The sequence below is a fragment of the Demequina lignilytica genome (assembly GCF_030418305.1).
In the GTDB taxonomy this organism is placed as follows: domain Bacteria; phylum Actinomycetota; class Actinomycetes; order Actinomycetales; family Demequinaceae; genus Demequina; species Demequina lignilytica.
The window spans coordinates 1-16,591 of record NZ_JAUHPX010000009.1 but is presented as its reverse complement, the minus strand read 5'-3'; the positions used below and the strand labels follow the sequence as shown (position 1 = coordinate 16,591).

Here is a 16,591-nt window from a genome sequence, read left to right as displayed (position 1 = left end):
TTCAGGCGCTCGCCAGGTAGCGGTCGTAGCCCTCGGCCTCGAGACGCTCGGCGAGCTCGGGGCCGCCCTCCTCGGCGACCCGGCCGTTCACGAACACGTGCACGTAGTCGGGCCGGATGTAGTTGAGGATGCGGGTGTAGTGGGTGATGAGCATGATGCCCAGGCCCGTGTTGTCCTTGGCGCGGTTGACGCCCTCGGAGACGATGCGCAGCGCGTCGACGTCGAGGCCGGAGTCCGTCTCGTCGAGGATCGAGATCTTCGGCTGCAGCAGCTCCATCTGGAGGATCTCGTGGCGCTTCTTCTCACCGCCCGAGAAGCCCTCGTTGACGCCGCGCTCACCGAACGCGGGGTCCATGCGGAGGTTCTCCATCGCGCCCTTGACGTCCTTGACCCACGTGCGGAGCTTGGGGGCCTCGCCGTCGATCGCGGTCTTCGCGGTGCGCAGGAAGTTCGACACGGACACGCCGGGCACCTCGACCGGGTACTGCATGGCGAGGAACAGGCCGGCCTTGGCACGCTCGTCGACCGACATCTCGAGGACGTCCTCGCCGTCGAGCGTGACCGAGCCCTCGGTGATCTCGTACTTCGGGTGGCCGGCGATCGAGTAGGCGAGGGTCGACTTGCCGGAGCCGTTGGGGCCCATGATCGCGTGCGTCTCGCCCGAGTTGATCGTCAGGTCGACGCCCTTGAGGATCTCCTTGGTGCCCTCGGGGGTCTCGACGGTGACGTGGAGGTTGCGGATCTCCAGGGTGCTCATGCGTTCTCCTTGGTAAGAATGGGGTGGTCGATGTCGACGAGCACGCGCTCGCCCTCGACCCGGGTCGGATAGGTCTTCACGGGGGTCATCGCGGGCAGCTCGTCCGGCACGCCCGTGCGGATGTCGAAGCGCGAGCCGTGGGCCCAGCACTCGACGTGGCAGCCCTCCACCTCGCCCTCCGAGAGGGAGACCTCGCCGTGGGTGCAGAGGTCGTCGATCGCGTAGAAGTCGCCGTCCGCGGACCGCACGATGGCGACGGGGATCTCGGCCCCGTCGGCCAGCGTCAGCTCCGCGAGCAGCGCGCGCTCGGGCGCGAGGTCGCTCACCATGCAGGCGAACTGCTCACTCATCCTCGATCTCCTCCTCCACGTGCTCCAGCTCGAGCTCGATCTGCTTCATCAGGCTCGCCTCGACGGCGGGGACGCCGATCTCGTGGATGAGGTCGGCGAAGAAGCCGCGGACCACGAGCTTGCGGGCCTGCTCCTCCGAGATGCCGCGCGAGCGCAGGTAGAACATCTGCTCCTCGTCGAAGCGGCCGGTCGCGGACGCGTGGCCCGCGCCCTCGATCTCACCGGTCTCGATCTCGAGGTTCGGGACCGAGTCGGCGCGCGCGCCGTCCGTGAGGACCAGGTTGCGGTTGAGCTCGTAGGTGTCGGTGCCCTCGGCCGCGGCGCGGATCAGCACGTCGCCGATCCACACGGAGCGCGCGGAGGCCCCCGCCAGCGCGCCCTTGTAGGTGACGCGCGACGTGCACTTGGGCACCGCGTGGTCGACGAAGAGCTGGTGCTCCTGGTGCTGACCCGAGTCCGCGAAGTACAGGCCGAACAGATCGACGCTCGCGCCCTCGCCGGCGAACGCCGCCGAGGTGTTGAGGCGCACGACCTTGCCGCCGAGGGTGACCACGGTGCCCCGCAGGCGCGCGTCGCGCCCGAGGCGTGCGACCACCTCGCCCGCGTGGATCGCGTCCGCGTCCCACTGCTGCTGGAGCACCAGGTTGAGCCCGGCGTTGTCGCACAGGTCCACCGAGACGAGCTCGGAGTAGCGTGCGGTGCCGGTCCGGGTGATGACCACCGTCGCCTCGGCGGAGGTGCCGACCTCGACGAGCAGGTGGCCGCGGACGTCGCCGCCGGCGCCGTTGAGGTCGATGGTGATGGGCTCGTCGACCACGGTGTTCGGCGCGATGGCGAGCACCATGGCGCCGCCGGAGTGCTTGGCCGCCACGGCCGAGGCGCGGTCGCCGGGCGCACGCACGGTGCGGACCACCGCATCGTCGACCGGGATCTCGGTGAGCGTCACGCCCGCCGGAAGGTCGCTGGTGGACCACTCGAGGTGGCCGTCGGCCGGCTCGTCGGCGAACAGCGGCTTGAGGTCACGCACGGCGCTGAAGCGCCAGTTCTCCTCACGACCCGTCGGCACGGGGAACGCGTCGACGTCGAAGGAGACGACGCGATCCGCACGGGACGAGTCGGGGACGATGCCGTGGCTGTGCGCGGCGTCGGCGGTGGCCTGGGTGTGATCGGTGACGGTCAACCGACGGATCCTTCCATCTGAAGCTCGATGAGGCGGTTGAGCTCGAGCGCGTACTCCATGGGCAGCTCGCGCGCGATGGGCTCGACGAACCCGCGCACGATCATGGCCATGGCCTCCGACTCCTCGAGGCCTCGGGACATGAGGTAGAACAGCTGGTCCTCGGACACCTTCGAGACGGATGCCTCGTGGCCCATGTGGACGTCGTCCTCGCGGACGTCGACGTACGGGTAGGTGTCGGACCTGCTGATCTGGTCGACGAGCAGCGCATCGCACAGCACGTTCGACTTCGAGTTCTTGGCGCCCTCGAGGACCTGGACCAGGCCGCGGTACGAGGTGCGGCCGCCGCCACGGGCGACGGACTTGGAGATGATCGACGACGAGGTGTTGGGCGCCGCGTGCACCATCTTGGCGCCGGCGTCCTGGTGCTGCCCCTCGCCCGCGAACGCGATCGACAGGGTCTCGCCCTTCGCGTGCTCGCCGAGCATGAAGATCGCCGGGTACTTCATGGTGACCTTCGAGCCGATGTTGCCGTCGACCCACTCCATGGTGGCGCCCTCGGCCGCGGTCGCGCGCTTGGTGACCAGGTTGTACACGTTGTTCGACCAGTTCTGGATGGTCGTGTAGCGCACGCGGGCGTTCTTCTTGACGATGATCTCGACCACGGCGGAGTGCAGGGAGTCCGAGCTGTAGATCGGCGCGGTGCATCCCTCGACGTAGTGCACGTACGAGCCCTCGTCCGCGATGATCAGGGTGCGCTCGAACTGGCCCATGTTCTCCGTGTTGATGCGGAAGTAGGCCTGGAGCGGGATCTCGACGTGGACGCCCGGGGGGACGTAGACGAACGAGCCGCCCGACCACACGGCCGTGTTCAGCGCGGCGAACTTGTTGTCGCCGACCGGGATCACGGAGCCGAAGTACTCCTCGAAGATCTCGGGGTGCTCGCGCAGGCCCGTGTCGGTGTCGACGAAGATGACGCCCTGCTCCTCCAGGTCCTCGCGGATCTGGTGGTAGACCACCTCGGACTCGTACTGCGCGGCGACTCCGGCGACCAGGCGCTGCTTCTCCGCCTCGGGGATGCCGAGCTTGTCGTACGTGTTGCGGATGTCCTCCGGCAGGTCCTCCCAGCTGGTGGCCTGCTTCTCGGTCGAGCGCACGAAGTACTTGATGTTGTCGAAGTCGATGCCGGTGAGGTCGGAGCCCCAGTTGGGCAGCGGCTTCTTGCCGAAGAGCTTGAGGCCCTTCAGGCGCAGGTCGAGCATCCACTCGGGCTCGTTCTTCAGCGCCGAGATCTCGCGGACGACGTCCTCGTTGAGGCCGCGCTTCGCGAGCGCGCCTGCGGTGTCGGTGTCGTGCCAGCCGAACTGGTAGTTGCCGATCGAGGCGATCGCCTCGTCCTGGCTCATGGGCTCGGTGGGAGCACTCATGCTCATCCTTCCTTGCGGGGTGTCGGGGTGGTGAGCGGGATCGTGGTGGTGCAGACGTGGGCGCCACCCGCGAGGGTGGACAACCGCTGCACGTGCACGTCGAGGATCCTCGAGAAGGCGCGGGCCTCGGCCTCGCACCACTCGGGGGTCTTCTCCGCGATGGACTGGACGGGGCAGTGCCCCTGGCAGAGCTGGACCGTGATGCCACCGGGACCGGGCCGGACCGAGGCGGCATACCCGCGCTCGCCGAGCGCGCTGGCGAGGGCGGTGACGCGCTGCGCCAGCGGCGCGCCGGGGTCCACCGACCGCTCGAGGGCGGACTCGAGCTCGCGGGCCTTCGCCTCGACGAACTCGTCGAGGCCGCCGTGATCGCGCAGGTAGCCCAGCGCATCGACGGCCACGTCCTGGTAGGCGGAGGCGAGCGCCTGCTGTCCCGCCTGCGTCGCCACGAACGAACGCGCGGGGCGCCCGCGCCCGCGAGCGTGCACGCCCGGCGGCTCGTGGTCGACGATGTGCCCCGCGTCCTCGAGGGAGGTCAGGTGACGACGCACGCCCGCAGCGGTGACGCCAAGCTCCTGGGCGAGCGCGGCCGCGGTGATGGGACCCGCGGTCGCGATGAGGCTGAGCACGCGATCGCGCGTGGTGTCAGCGGACATACGACCTCCTCGAGAGCACGGGGACGGGGGTGGCGATTAAGCAAACATTGTCGTTGCTTAAAGCATTCCCTGCAAGCAAGGGAAGCCTTACCGAAGGCCGTCCGCGGCGCGCGCCTGGCACCGCATCGTCCCGCCCTAGACTGGTCGGCGTGACGAGCGAGACCACCTCCCCCGCGCCCACCGTCGAGAGCCGGGGAACCGGCTACCGCGTGACGCGTGCGCTCACGCTGGCGAACATCCTGACGCAAGGCGGGATCATCGTCACCGGCGGCGCGGTCCGGCTCACCGGATCGGGCCTCGGCTGCTCGACCTGGCCGCAGTGCGAGCCGGGCCAGTTCACGCCGGTAGCGCACCCCGAGGCGGGGATCCATCCGTACATCGAGTTCGGCAACCGCACGCTCACCGGGATCCTGCTGGTGGTGGCCGTGGCGCTCGCCGTGGCGGTCTGGCGGACTCGACCCGCGCTGCGGTGGTGGGCGCTCGTGCCCGTCCTCGGCGTCCTCGGACAGGCGGTCCTCGGGGGCATCACCGTGCTCACCGGCCTCAATCCGCTCACGGTCATGCCGCACTTCCTGCTGTCAGCGGTGCTCGTGTGGAACGCGGTCTGGCTCGCGCTGCGCTACCGGAACGCGCCGCGTCGCGCGGGCGCCCCGCTGGTGTGGCCGCGCCGCCTGCTCACCGTCCTGCTCGGCGTGCTGCTGACGCTCGGGACGCTCACCACGGGCGCGGGCCCGCATTCCGGCGACGCGGACGCCACCGAGAGGCTCGGCCTCGATCCGGCGCTGATCGCGCGCGCCCACGCGCTGAGCGTGTGGGCGTTCGTGGCGCTGCTCGCGTTCCTGATCTGGCGCGTCCGACGCGACCGTTCCGTGGGCGATCGCGATTCGGTCCGCAAGGCCTGGGTGGTCCTCGCCGTCGTGACGCTCGCGCAGGGTGTGATCGGCTACGTCCAGTACTTCACCGGCCTGCCGGAGGTCATCGTCGGTGTCCACCTGGCCGGCGCGGCGATCCTCACCGCGGCGCACTCTGCCTTCCACCTCCTCACCCGGGCGGACCGGACCCCGGCATGAGCCACGAGGTCACGCTCGACCACGTGCGCGAGGCCGCGCGCGTCCTCGACGGCGTGGCGCAGCACACGCCGGTCGACCAGGCCTCGTACCTCACGGGCCTCCTCGGCGTGCCCACGTACATGAAGCTCGAGAACCTGCAGCGGACCGGCTCGTTCAAGCTGCGGGGGGCGACCTACCGGCTGTCGCGGCTGACCCCGGAGGAGCGTGCCCGCGGCGTCGTGGCCGCGTCGGCCGGCAACCACGCGCAGGGCGTGGCGTTCGCCGCCCAGCAGCTGGGGGTCGAGGCGACCATCTTCATGCCGCTGGGCGCCCCGGTGCCCAAGCTGCTCGCGACCAAGGGCTACGGGGCCACCGTGGTGACCGAGGGCGCGATCGTGGACGACTGCCTCGCGCTCGCACAGGAGCACGCGGAGCGCACGGGCGCGGTGATGATCCACCCGTTCGACCACCCCGACGTCATCGCCGGCCAGGGCACGATCGGCCTCGAGATCCTCGACGACGTTCCCGACGTGGAGACCATCGTCGTACCGATCGGCGGCGGCGGCCTCATCGCCGGGATCGCCGTCGCCGCCAAGGCACGCGCGGCGCTCGAGGGACGGACCATCCGTGTGATCGGCGTCCAGGCCGCCGCGACGGCCGCGTTCCCTCCGTCGCTCGCCGCCGGGCACCCGGTCACCGTCGAGCGCACGCCGACGATCGCCGACGGGATCGCGGTCGCGCGTCCGGGCGCGCACACCTTCCCGATCGTCCGCGACCTGGTCGACCAGGTGCTCACCGTGGGCGAGGACGACCTCGCCCGCGCCGTGCTGACCCTGCTCGAGCGCACCAAGCTGGTGGTCGAGCCCGCGGGCGCCGCGCCCGTCGCGGCGATCCTCGCCGGGCTGATCGAGGCGTCCGGCCCGACCGTCGCGCTGGTCTCCGGGGGCAACATCGACCCGCTGCTGCTGCAGCGGATCGTCGCCCACGGCCTGGTCGCCTCGGGCCGCTACATGACGCTGCGGATCCCGCTGCCGGACCGGCCCGGTCAGCTCGCGGCGGTGTCCGAGCTGCTCGCCCGGGTGGGCGCGAACGTGACGGAGGTGCTGCACACCCGGCACGACCTGGGCCTCGCGCTGAACTCGGTGGTGCTCCAGGTCTCCGTGGAGACGCGGGGGCCGAACCACCAGCAGGAGGTCCTGGACGCGTTGACGGCGTCCGGCTTCACCCCCGAGGTCGCCGGGGACTGAGCCGCGCGGGCGGCGGGCTAGAGCGAGCCGCCGCGGCGGCGGTCCTCCGGAGCGAGCAGCCAGGGGGAGTCCGCGGGCCGGAGCGTCGACCAGCCCGACCTCCGCGCCTGGTCCGCGGCCATCGCCCCGACGAGCAGCGAGGACGCATGCACGCCACCCGCGGCGATCGCGGCGAGGATGTCGTCGAGCGCCACCCAGTCGCCGACCATGTCGCGCTCCTCCTCGGACCGCTCGTGACGCTCCTCGTCGGGCACCGCCGCGAGGTCGCGCGCGAGGAACACCCGCACGCCCTCCGAGCTGCCTCCCGCGGACGGGTAGTAGTCGGCGAGCACATGCCAGGTCTCCGCGGTGAGGTCGGCCTCCTCGTGCAGCTCCCTCGCGGCGGCCTCGACCGGTGTCTCCCCGACGCCGTCGAGCAGCCCGGCGGGCGGCTCCCAGCATTCGACGCCGACGGGGTGGCGGTACTGACGCACCAGGTACAGCTCGTCGCGGTGGTTGAGCGCCACGATCACCACCGCGCCGGTGTGCTGCACGAAGTCGCGCGTCACCACGGTGTGGTCGAGGTCCACCTGGTCGCTGACGACGTCCCAGACCTTGCCGTCGAACCGGGGTTCCCGGGCCAGGATCGGGCGCGGCGCTGCCGCGTCCGCGAGCGGCACGTGCGCGTCGGAGGTCACGCGCTCGCGGCCTCCGTCGCCGGCTCGGCGTCCTGGGCCGCCGCCTGCTGACGCGCCAGCGCGGCGCCGACGAGCCCTGCGAACAGCGGGTGCGCCTTGGTGGGGCGCGACAGGAACTCGGGGTGCGCCTGGGTGGCGACGTAGTACGGGTGCACGTCGGCGGGGAGCTCGACGAACTCGACTAGCGAACGGTCGGGGCTCTCGCCGCAGACGATGAGGCCGGCCTCCTCGAGCTGCGCGCGGTACGCGTTGTTGACCTCGTAGCGGTGACGGTGGCGCTCGCCGACGGTGGACGTGCCGTACGTCTGCGCCACGACGGAGCCCTCCTTGAGGACCGCCTGGTACTCACCGAGGCGCATGGTGCCGCCCAGGTCGCCCTTGCCCTCGACGATCTCGAGCTGCTCCTCCATGGTCGCGACCACGGGATGCGGGGTCTCCGGGTCGAACTCCGAGCTCGACGCGCCCTCGAGGCCGAGCACGTTGCGCGCGTACTCCATCACCATGGTCTGCATGCCGAGGCAGATGCCGAGCGTGGGCACCTTGTTCTCGCGGGCCCACCGCAGCGCGCCGATCTTGCCGTCGACGCCGCGGATGCCGAAGCCTCCCGGCACCAGCACGCAGTCGACCCCGCCGAGGGCCTCCTGCGCCCCCTCGGGCGTCTGGCAGCGGTCGGACGCGACCCAGCGGATGCGCACCCGGGCGTTGTGGTGGAAGCCGCCGGCGCGGAGCGCCTCGCTCACCGAGAGGTACGCGTCGGGCAGGTCGATGTACTTGCCCACCAGGGCGACCTCGACCTCGTTGGCGGGCTTGTGGACGCGCTTGAGGACGTCGTTCCAGGCACCCCACTCGACGTCGTGGAAGGGCAGGTCGAGGCGACGCACCACGTAGGCGTCGAGGCCCTCGGCGTGGAGCACCTTGGGGATGTCGTAGATGCTGGGCGCGTCGACGGCGTTGACGACGGCCTGCGGCTCGACGTCGCACATGAGCGCGACCTTGTTCTTGACCGACGAGGGCACCTCGCGGTCGGAGCGGAGGACCAGGGCGTCCGGCTGGATGCCGATGCTGCGCAGCGCGGCCACCGAGTGCTGGGTCGGCTTGGTCTTCTGCTCTCCCGACGGGCCGATGAACGGCACGAGCGAGACGTGCAGGAAGAACACGTGGTCGCGTCCGACGTCGTGGCGGACCTGGCGCGCGGCCTCGAGGAACGGCTGGGACTCGATGTCGCCGACGGTGCCGCCGATCTCGGTGATGATGACGTCGACCGACTGGCCCGCCTGCTCGCGCATGCGGCGCTTGATCTCGTCCGTGATGTGCGGGATGACCTGCACGGTGTCGCCCAGGTACTCGCCGCGGCGCTCCTTCGCGATGACCTGCGAGTACACCTGACCGGTGGTGACGTTGGAGCTCGCGGAGAGCTTGACGTCGAGGAACCGCTCGTAGTGGCCGATGTCGAGGTCGGTCTCGGCACCGTCGTCGGTCACGAAGACCTCGCCGTGCTGGAACGGGTTCATGGTGCCGGGGTCCACGTTGAGATACGGGTCCAGCTTCTGCATGGTCACCCGCAGGCCGCGCGAGCGGAGAAGTCGACCGAGGCTGGAAGCCGTCAGGCCCTTCCCCAGGGAGGAGACGACTCCTCCGGTGACGAAGATGTGCTTGGTGACATGGTCCGTGCCGGACATAAATCGCGTTCGCTCCACGGGCTTCAAGCCTATCAGCCCGCGGTCCCGGTCGGAACGGCTGACGCGCTGAGGATTCCGGGAACCTCGCCCGGGCCGTAGTGCGGGACCGCTCCGAACAGGCTCTCCGAGATCACCGCGGCGACCGTGACCGACCCCATGGTCCACTCGTCGCCGGCGACGGTCGCGACGTCGAGCGAGCCCGCGTACGGGGCGGTCTGGCCCGGCGACCCCGCCAGGATCACCGGGGCGTCGTACTGCGCGAACGCGTCCGCGAGGACCCCGAGCGTCCCGGCGTCGCTGCCGCCGATCATCACCACCGCATCGGCGCGTTGCGCCGCCGCGCCGTCTGCCAGGCCCGCCTGCACCAGGAGGGACCAGAGCACCTCGCCGCGGTCGGTGCCGATCGCCGCCACCTCAGCGGGGTCGGCCGCCGACGGTGCGGCTCCCCCCGTGGAACCCTGGACGAACGCGTGCGCGAGCAGCGCCTCGACGTCGCCCTCCGCCTCGCCGATCACCGTCGGGGCGAGCTGCTCGGCGAGCGCCTCGCGGAACGTCGTGGTCTCCGTCGCGGCCCACTCGTCGGTGAGGGCGACCTCGCCCGCGACCTGTCCCCCGGCCTGGACGATCCGGTTCGCGACACCCGCGGCGAGGTCGCCGTCGGCTCCGGGCACGGTCACGATGAGCACGGCCGCCCCCGCCAGCCGGTCCGCGAGCAGCGCGGGCGCGGCGCCGTCGACGTACGCGACGGCGGCCTGCGCCGCGGCCTCGGCATCCGCGCGTGCCGCGGCCTCGACCTCGATCTGCGCCTGCAGGGTGTCGATCTCATCGCCCACGTCGCCGAGCAGCGCCGCGCGCAGCGGGCCCGACCCGAGCACGACTCCGATCGCGAGCAGCGCGACCCCGGCGCCGGCGAGCAGGGCGACGGTCCTGCCGTCCCTCATCGTGCTCCCTCCAGCAGCCCGCTGAGCCATTCCCACGCGCCGGTCATCGCATCGTGGCCCTCCGGGGTGCCCCAGGCTGCGAGCACGAGCGCGACCGTGGCGAGCACGAGCGGGCCCCAGGCGGCGACGGCCGAGTAGCGGTGCCGGTACAGGGGTCCGAGCACGTCCGCGTCCACCACGGTTCCCGAGGCCGCGAGGCGCGCGAGCAGGGCCCCCGCGGCGTCGCCGGTGCGGTCCTCGACGTGGTCGAGGAGCCCCGTCCGGCCGCCGGCGACCACGATCACCGTCGCGCCGGCCGCGTGGGCTGCCAGGATCGCCAGGTCCTCGCTCGCGATGCCCGCGTCGGAGGTGTCATGGGTGAGGCCGATCGCCTGCGCCCTCGCGCGCCCGGCATCGTGGCCCCGGGGGTCGTGGATGATCACCTGGTTGGCCCGTGCCAGGGTGTCCTCGGCTACGGTGTCGATGTCCCCGAGCACGATGCGCGGGGCGAGGCCGGCGGCGCGCGCGGCGTCGGCGCCCTCCCCGATCCCGATCACCAGCGGCCGCCGTTCCCGGGCGAAGCGGCTGAGGACGGGGTCGCCGGCGAAGCCGGGCGCCACCACCACGACGGCGCGGCCGGCGACCGGCAGCCGCAGCTCAGGAAGGCCCGTGCCGTCGAGCAGCAGAGCGGACTCGCGGGCGAGCACCTCGAGCGTGTTCGCCGCGAAGGCGCCGACGTGGACAGGGAGGTCGGCGGCGGCCGCCGCCCGCAGCTCGTGCGCGGCCTCGGAGGTGAGCCGGTTGCCCTCGAGGGCCGTGTCACCCGCCGTCACCCGACCGCCCTCGATGGTCACCCGGTCGCCCTCATGGAACGCGAGGACCTCCTCGCCCACGGCGTCCACGACGGGGATCCCCGCCTCGAGCAGCACGAGCGAACCGGTGTGCGGGAGCCTGCCCGACAGAGACGCCTGGGCGTTCACGACGGCGGCCGGCTGCCGCGCGAGCAGCGCCTGGGCGGCCCGCCGGTCGAGGTCGAGCGCATCGATGATCGCGACGTCGCCCTGGCGGAGCCTGCGCGCGAGGGCGAGCGGGGAGGAGTCCACACGCGCGGTCCCGCTGACGGTCGGGAGGGGGGTCATGGCGGCTATGGTGCCACGCGGGAGGCCTCCCACAGCTCACGCGCGTGGGCGAGTGCGGTCTTCGAGTCCTCGTGTCCCGAGAGGAGCCGCGCGAGCTCCTCGACGCGGGCATCGCCGGCCACCTCGCGCACCTGGGCGCGCGTGATCGCGCCGTCCGTGGCCTTCGCCACCACGACGTGACGGTCGGCGTGCGCGGCCACCTGCGCGAGGTGGGTGACGACCAGCACCTGATGGGTCCGAGCGAGCTCCGCGAGGCGCCGTCCGACGGCCACCGCCGCGCGCCCGCCGACCCCGGCGTCGACCTCGTCGAACACGAACGTGTGGCCGGGCGCGGCGGCGTGCCGGGCGAGGGACACCTCCAACGCGAGCATGATGCGGGACAGCTCGCCTCCCGACGCCGCCAGCGCCACCGGCCGCGCGGGCGCTCCCGGATGGGAGGCGAGGGTCATCCGGACCTCGTCCGCGCCCGAGTGGCGCAGCTCCGCACGATCGACCTCGACGGCGAACGACGCGTCGGGCATCGCGAGCCCCGCGAGCTCGGCGTTCACGTCGGCGGCCAGGCGGTCGGCGCCGGCGCGACGGCTCGCGGACAGCGCGTCGGCGAGCCGCTCGACCTCGGCCGCCGCGGCGCGCTCGTCGCCGCGACGCGCCGCCAGGTGCTCGTCCCACGAGTCGTCCTCGGCGACCGCGGCCGCGGCGCGGTCGCGGTAGGCCAGCACGCCATCGAGATCCGCGCCGATGCGCCGCATGAGCGAGCCGAGCGCCGCACGACGCTGCTGGAGCTCGTCGAGACGCGACGGGTCCGCGTCCATCCGGTCGAGATAGGACGCCAGCTCCTGCGCGACGTCGGCGGCGCCGTAGGCCACGTCGGCCAGCCGGTTCTCGAGGTCCGCGAGGGCACGGTCGTGGCGCGCGGCCTCGCCGAGCGCGCGCCGCGCCGCCTCCGCGGCGATGACGAGGGTGGTCTCGCCGTCGCCGTCGATGGCCTCGCGCGCGGCGGCGACGCCCGTGCGGACGGACTCCGCGTTCTCGAGCACCTCGATCTGGTCCTTGAGCGCCTGGTCCTCGCCTGCCTCGGGCGCGACCTCGTCGATCGCCGCGAGATCGTCGCGCATCCGCGCCGCCTCGAGGCGGGCCTGCTCGGCGCCGGACTCCATCCGCTCGAGAGCGTCGCGCGCATCCCGCCAGCGGCGCCATGCGGCCGCGTAGGAGTCGAGCAGGTCCGCATGGTCCGCGTACTCGTCGAGGATCGCGCGCTGCTCCGCGGAGGAGCGCAGCCGCGCCTGGTCGCTCTGGCCGTGCACGGTGACCCAGTGCGCGGCGACCTCCGCGAGCACCGCCTGCGGCACCGTCCTCCCGCCCACGACGGTGCGCGACCGCGTCGAGGCGCCCACGCTCCTGCTGACGATCACGGTGCCGTCGTCGTCGAGCGCCGCGCCCGCCTCCTCGAGGCGCTCCGCGGGCCAGCTCCCGGGCGCCACGTCGACGATCGCCTCGGCGAGCGCCGCGGCGGCGCCCGTGCGGACCGTCGCGGGGACGGACCTGGACCCGAGGATCAGCCCGAGCCCGGTCAGCACCATGGTCTTGCCCGCGCCGGTCTCCCCCGTCACGCAGGTGAGGCCGGGTCCGAGGTCGATGCGGGCCGACTCGATGACACCCAGGTTCTCGATCGCGAGCTCGCGCAGCATCAGATCCCCGCGGCCCATCCCTCGACGTCGCGGGTCCCGCGGAAGCCGTCGACGGGCAGGGAGAACTTCTTCACCAGGCGCTCGCTGAACGGGGCGTCGAGCATGCGGGCGAGGCGGACCGGCTCCGCGCCTCGACGCACCTCGACCCGACCGCCGCGGGCGACGTCGATCGCCCGGGCGCCGTCGAGCACCACCTGCGCCGTGCTCGCCGACCGTTCCAGGATCTCCACCGTCACGCTCGAGGACGGGCCGATCACGAGCGGGCGCGCGAACAGCGCGTGTGCCGCCAGGGGGACGACCAGCAGGGCGTCCACCTCGGGCCAGAGCACCGGACCACCCGCGCTGAAGGCATGCGCGGTCGAGCCGGTGGAGGTGGCGATCACCACGCCGTCGCAGCCGAAGGTGGACAAGGGCCGTCCATCGATGTCGAGCCCGACCTCGACCGTGGTGCGCAGGTTGGCGCGCTCGATCGTCGCCTCGTTGAGCGCCCACCCGGTGCTGACCCCGCCGTCGCGCTCGGTGACCACCACGTCGATCGTGCCGCGCTCCTCGACCGAGTAGTCGCCCTCGGCGAGACGCACCGCCGCCGTCGCGACATCGTCACGCTCGAGCTCGGCGAGGAATCCCACCCTCCCCAGGTTCACCCCGAGCAGCGGGATGCCGGTACCACGCGTCATGTCCGCCGCGTGCAGCATCGTCCCGTCGCCGCCGAGCACGAGCGCGGCGTCGATCGGCTCGTCGGTGTCGGCGTGGAAGTCGGCGCAGACGCCGACCCCGGTCTCCCGCAGGGCGGCCTTGGCGACGGTCGCCGCCTCGAGCGTCTCGGGACGATGCGGGTTGGGCACGATCAGGATCCGGCGACTCACGCTGTGCCTCCCGTCTCCGTCTCGATCGCTGCCCGCACCTCGGCATCGTCCAAGGCAGGCGGCCGGTCGCGGCCGCCGTCCCTAGCCTGCCACGTCCGCGACCCCCAGACGAAGAACTCCACGTTGCCGCTCGGCCCCGGCAGCGTCGACGCCGCGATCCGGTGGATCCCAAGGCCGGCCCCGCGCATGGCGGCGGCCACCCGGGCGACCGCCAGGGCACGGTCGTCCGCCCGGGACACCACTCCCCCGCGTCCGAGGCGCTCGCGCCCCACCTCGAACTGCGGCTTCACCATCAGCAGCAGGTCCGCGCCGTCGGCGACCACATCCAGGATCGGCGCGATGAGCAGCGTCAGCGAGATGAACGAGACGTCCGCGACGACCAGGTCGGGACGTTCTCCCAGATCAACGAGAGCGAGCTCCCGGGCGTTCAGGCCCTCGCGCGCGATCACGCGCGGATCGTCGGCGATGGACCGTGCGAGCTGCCCGTGGCCGACGTCGACGGCGTGGACCCGCGCCGCGCCACGCTCGAGCAGGACCTGGGTGAAGCCCCCCGTCGACGCCCCGACGTCCAGCGCGACCCGACCCTCGAGCACCAGCTCGGGACACGCCTCGAGCGCGCCGATCAGCTTGTACGCCGCACGGGAGACGTAGGCGTCGACCCCGCTCACCTCGATCACCGCATCGTCGCGCGCCACCGTCGAGGCCTTCGAGACGACCACGCCGTCGACCCGGACCGCGCCGTCGGCGATCAGCTCCTGCGCACGCGTGCGCGACTGAACCAGGCCGCGCGCCACAAGCGCGCGGTCCAGACGCACGTCAGCTCTGCTCGTCCCGCAGGCGCGTCGACAGCGCCTCCTGGACCTTGTCGAAGAACTCGGCCTGCTGCTCGAGGTCGTCCGGCAGCTCCGTCACTGCCTTCAGGGCCTCGCGCACCTCCGCCGGGTACTCGACCTGGCCAAGCGACTCACGCGACTCGTTGATGTCAGCCATGGAGCGAGGCTACCCGAGGTGCGGAAGCGTCTCAAAACTCACGCGCGCACCCGCGTCGATCGCCTCCCAGGTCGCCGCGCAGGCCGCGCGGACGCGATCCAGCGGGCTGCCGCCGTCGACGACGAGCTGACCCTCCGTCGCCCGCGCCCGGGCATCGCCGACGTGCCACCAGTGGTCCGCCAGCTCGGGGGCCGGGTGCACCTCGGCCAGGCAGCCGAGGTCCCGTCCGATGAAGGCCGGACGCTCCTCCCGCGGTGCCGCGAGGGCGTCGTTGACCTGCGAGACCCCGGTGAGGACCAGCAGGCCGGGCATGCCGGCGGCGCGGGCCCCGCGCAGGTCGGTGTCGAGACGGTCGCCGATCATCATCGGGCGCTCCGCCCCCGCCTTGCGCGCCGCCAGGTGGAACATGGCGGGCTCGGGCTTGCCCGCCGAGAGCGGGTCGACTCCCGTCGCGGTCCGTACCGCCGCGACCAGGGAACCGTTGCCGGGCGCGAACCCGCGCTCGGTCGGAAGCGTCAGGTCGAGGTTGGTGGCGAAGAAGCGCGCGCCCGCGCGGATCGCGTACGTGGCCTCGGCCAGCTGCGCCCAGCCGAGCTCGGGAGCGAATCCCTGGATCACGGCCGCGGGCTGGTCGTCGGCGTGCTCGACGAGCCGGTAGCCCTTCGCCGCGACGGCCGTGCGCAGCCCCGCGCCGCCGACGACCAGCACCGCCGCGCCCGCGGGGACGTGGTCGGTGAGGAGCTCGGCACCCGCCTGCGCGGCGGTCATGACCTCCTGCGGCGCGCACGGGATGCCCAGGTCCGTCAGGTGGTCGGCGACCGTCTCGGGCTCGCGTGACGCGTTGTTGGTGACGAACAGCACGCCCATGCCCGCCGTCCTGGCCGCGGCCAGGCCCTCGGCCGCTCCCGGGATCGCGTGCGCGCCCTTGTAGGCGACCCCGTCGAGGTCGACCAGCGCGACGTCGAAGGCCTCCTGCAGCGGGACGTCGGTGCCCAGCAGGTCCGATGCGGTCATGGGTGCTCTCCTCAGCTCAGGTGCGGCGGTCCGGTGGGACCGGGATCAACGCTCGTCGTCGGCGTCCTCGTCGGCGTCCTCGTCGGCGTCCGGGTCGGGAAGCTCGGCCGTGTCGTACAGCACCACATCCTCCTCCTCGACCTCCTCGACGGGCTCGGGGATCGCAGCCTCGAGGGCGTCCGCCTCCTCGTCGCGACCGAGCGCACGCAGCACGTCGACCATCGCGTGGTCGATGCGCGCGCGGAGCTCCGCATCGGCGGTCTCGAGCCGGGACAGGATCAGGCGCGCGGCGTCGGCGTCCCCCATGTCGAGGCGCGCACCCGCGATGACGATCTCGAGCTCGATGCGGCCCATCTTGTCGAGGGTCCGCGCCTCGGGCTCCTGCGCGATCGCCAGAGCTCGCTCGGGGCGCCCGAGCCCGCGCTCGCAGTCGGCCATGAGGGGCAGGTGCTCGTTGGAGCCGCCCAGCCTGCGCACGGTCCGGAACTCGCGCAACGCCTCCGCGTAGCGTCCCGTCGCGTACGCCGTCAGCGCGGCGGCCTCGCGGACCACGTCGACGCGGCCGCCGCGCGCGGCCGCGACCTGAGCATGCCGGTACGCGAGCTCGGGGTCGATGTCCAGCAGGTTGCCCGCCATGATGAGGTGGCGTCCCACGTCCTCCGCGTTGTCCTTGCTGAGGGTACGCAGGCGCGCACGGACCGTGCGGTCGAGCTGGTTGTAGGTGACCTCCTCCGGGATCTCCGGCGCCTCGAGGTACTCCGCCTGTGTGAGGGGGATGGCGCCGACGCGCGGCGGCCTCTCCTCCTCGCGGTCACGACCGGCGCGCTCCGGACGGCCCGCGCGACCGGGGTACGCGCGCTGCCCACGGTCACCGCGTTCGCCGCGGTCGTAGCGGTCGCCGTCGCGGCGGGGGCCGCGGTCGTTGTCGTACCGACGCTCACCATCACGCTGGGGG

16 protein-coding genes and 1 pseudogene are annotated in these 16,591 nt (G+C 72.6%); 2 read left to right on the top strand and 15 right to left on the bottom strand.

The genetic code is table 11. The features are described from left to right. Position 1: 1 nt before the first annotated feature. Genes sufC through QQX10_RS12530 form a run of 5 tightly spaced genes read right to left on the bottom strand, consistent with a single transcriptional unit; the run spans position 2 to position 4,367 of the window. Positions 2-757: a Fe-S cluster assembly ATPase SufC gene (gene sufC / locus QQX10_RS12550; protein ID WP_301121654.1), complete on the bottom strand. Its 756-nt coding sequence runs from the start codon at positions 755-757 to the stop codon at positions 2-4. Then, positions 754-1,107 carry a non-heme iron oxygenase ferredoxin subunit gene (locus tag QQX10_RS12545; protein WP_301121656.1) on the bottom strand — a complete coding sequence of 118 codons (354 nt, stop codon included), beginning with the start codon at positions 1,105-1,107 and terminating at the stop codon, positions 754-756. The genes sufC and QQX10_RS12545 overlap by 4 nt, the downstream gene beginning before the upstream one ends. Further along, positions 1,100-2,287 (bottom strand): Fe-S cluster assembly protein SufD, encoded by a 1,188-nt coding sequence (gene sufD / locus QQX10_RS12540; RefSeq protein ID WP_301121658.1) that lies wholly within the window; start codon positions 2,285-2,287, stop codon positions 1,100-1,102. The genes QQX10_RS12545 and sufD overlap by 8 nt, the downstream gene beginning before the upstream one ends. Next, the gene (sufB, locus tag QQX10_RS12535) at positions 2,284-3,690 is read right to left on the bottom strand and encodes a Fe-S cluster assembly protein SufB (RefSeq protein ID WP_439710161.1); all 1,407 of its coding nucleotides are present in this window, start codon (positions 3,688-3,690) and stop codon (positions 2,284-2,286) included. Before sufB ends, sufD begins: the two co-directional genes overlap by 4 nt. 23 nt (positions 3,691-3,713) lie before the next feature. After that, entirely contained in the window at positions 3,714-4,367 is a 654-nt protein-coding gene (locus QQX10_RS12530; RefSeq protein ID WP_301121666.1) for a helix-turn-helix transcriptional regulator, read from the bottom strand. Positions 4,368-4,516: 149 nt separating this feature from the next. Between QQX10_RS12530 and QQX10_RS12525 the strand changes: the two genes are divergently transcribed. Further along, positions 4,517-5,437: a COX15/CtaA family protein gene (locus QQX10_RS12525; protein WP_301121673.1), complete on the top strand. Its 921-nt coding sequence runs from the start codon at positions 4,517-4,519 to the stop codon at positions 5,435-5,437. After that, positions 5,434-6,663 carry a threonine ammonia-lyase gene (gene ilvA / locus QQX10_RS12520; protein ID WP_301121675.1) on the top strand — a complete coding sequence of 410 codons (1,230 nt, stop codon included), beginning with the start codon at positions 5,434-5,436 and terminating at the stop codon, positions 6,661-6,663. Before QQX10_RS12525 ends, ilvA begins: the two co-directional genes overlap by 4 nt. 17 nt (positions 6,664-6,680) lie before the next feature. Here ilvA and QQX10_RS12515 read toward each other — a convergent pair whose 3' ends face one another. From QQX10_RS12515 to QQX10_RS12470, 10 genes and pseudogenes are all read right to left on the bottom strand, one after another. Further along, positions 6,681-7,340 carry an NUDIX domain-containing protein gene (locus QQX10_RS12515; RefSeq protein ID WP_301121677.1) on the bottom strand — a complete coding sequence of 220 codons (660 nt, stop codon included), beginning with the start codon at positions 7,338-7,340 and terminating at the stop codon, positions 6,681-6,683. Further along, on the bottom strand, positions 7,337-9,019 hold the full coding sequence (gene pyrG, locus QQX10_RS12510) for a CTP synthase (RefSeq protein WP_301121679.1): 1,683 nt from the start codon (positions 9,017-9,019) through the stop codon (positions 7,337-7,339). Before pyrG ends, QQX10_RS12515 begins: the two co-directional genes overlap by 4 nt. 32 nt (positions 9,020-9,051) lie before the next feature. Further along, positions 9,052-9,960 (bottom strand): copper transporter, encoded by a 909-nt coding sequence (locus tag QQX10_RS12505; RefSeq protein ID WP_301121681.1) that lies wholly within the window; start codon positions 9,958-9,960, stop codon positions 9,052-9,054. After that, entirely contained in the window at positions 9,957-11,078 is a 1,122-nt protein-coding gene (gene steA / locus QQX10_RS12500; RefSeq protein WP_301121683.1) for a putative cytokinetic ring protein SteA, read from the bottom strand. The genes QQX10_RS12505 and steA overlap by 4 nt, the downstream gene beginning before the upstream one ends. 5 nt (positions 11,079-11,083) lie before the next feature. Continuing rightward, positions 11,084-12,766, bottom strand: a complete 1,683-nt coding sequence (recN, locus tag QQX10_RS12495) for a DNA repair protein RecN (RefSeq protein WP_301121685.1) — start codon at positions 12,764-12,766, stop codon at positions 11,084-11,086. Beyond that, complete coding sequence (locus tag QQX10_RS12490; RefSeq protein ID WP_301121687.1) at positions 12,766-13,632, bottom strand: NAD kinase; 867 nt, start codon at positions 13,630-13,632, stop codon at positions 12,766-12,768. Before QQX10_RS12490 ends, recN begins: the two co-directional genes overlap by 1 nt. Beyond that, positions 13,629-14,447, bottom strand: a complete 819-nt coding sequence (locus tag QQX10_RS12485) for a TlyA family RNA methyltransferase (RefSeq protein ID WP_301121689.1) — start codon at positions 14,445-14,447, stop codon at positions 13,629-13,631. Before QQX10_RS12485 ends, QQX10_RS12490 begins: the two co-directional genes overlap by 4 nt. Position 14,448: 1 nt before the next feature. Then, positions 14,449-14,622, bottom strand: coding sequence for a hypothetical protein (locus tag QQX10_RS12480; RefSeq protein WP_301121691.1), 174 nt, complete (start codon positions 14,620-14,622; stop codon positions 14,449-14,451). 9 nt (positions 14,623-14,631) lie between these two features. Next, the gene (locus QQX10_RS12475; RefSeq protein WP_301121698.1) at positions 14,632-15,636 is read right to left on the bottom strand and encodes an HAD-IIA family hydrolase; all 1,005 of its coding nucleotides are present in this window, start codon (positions 15,634-15,636) and stop codon (positions 14,632-14,634) included. Between the two features lie 45 nt (positions 15,637-15,681). Further along, positions 15,682-16,591: pseudogene (locus QQX10_RS12470) on the bottom strand (hypothetical protein); the annotation flags it as partial.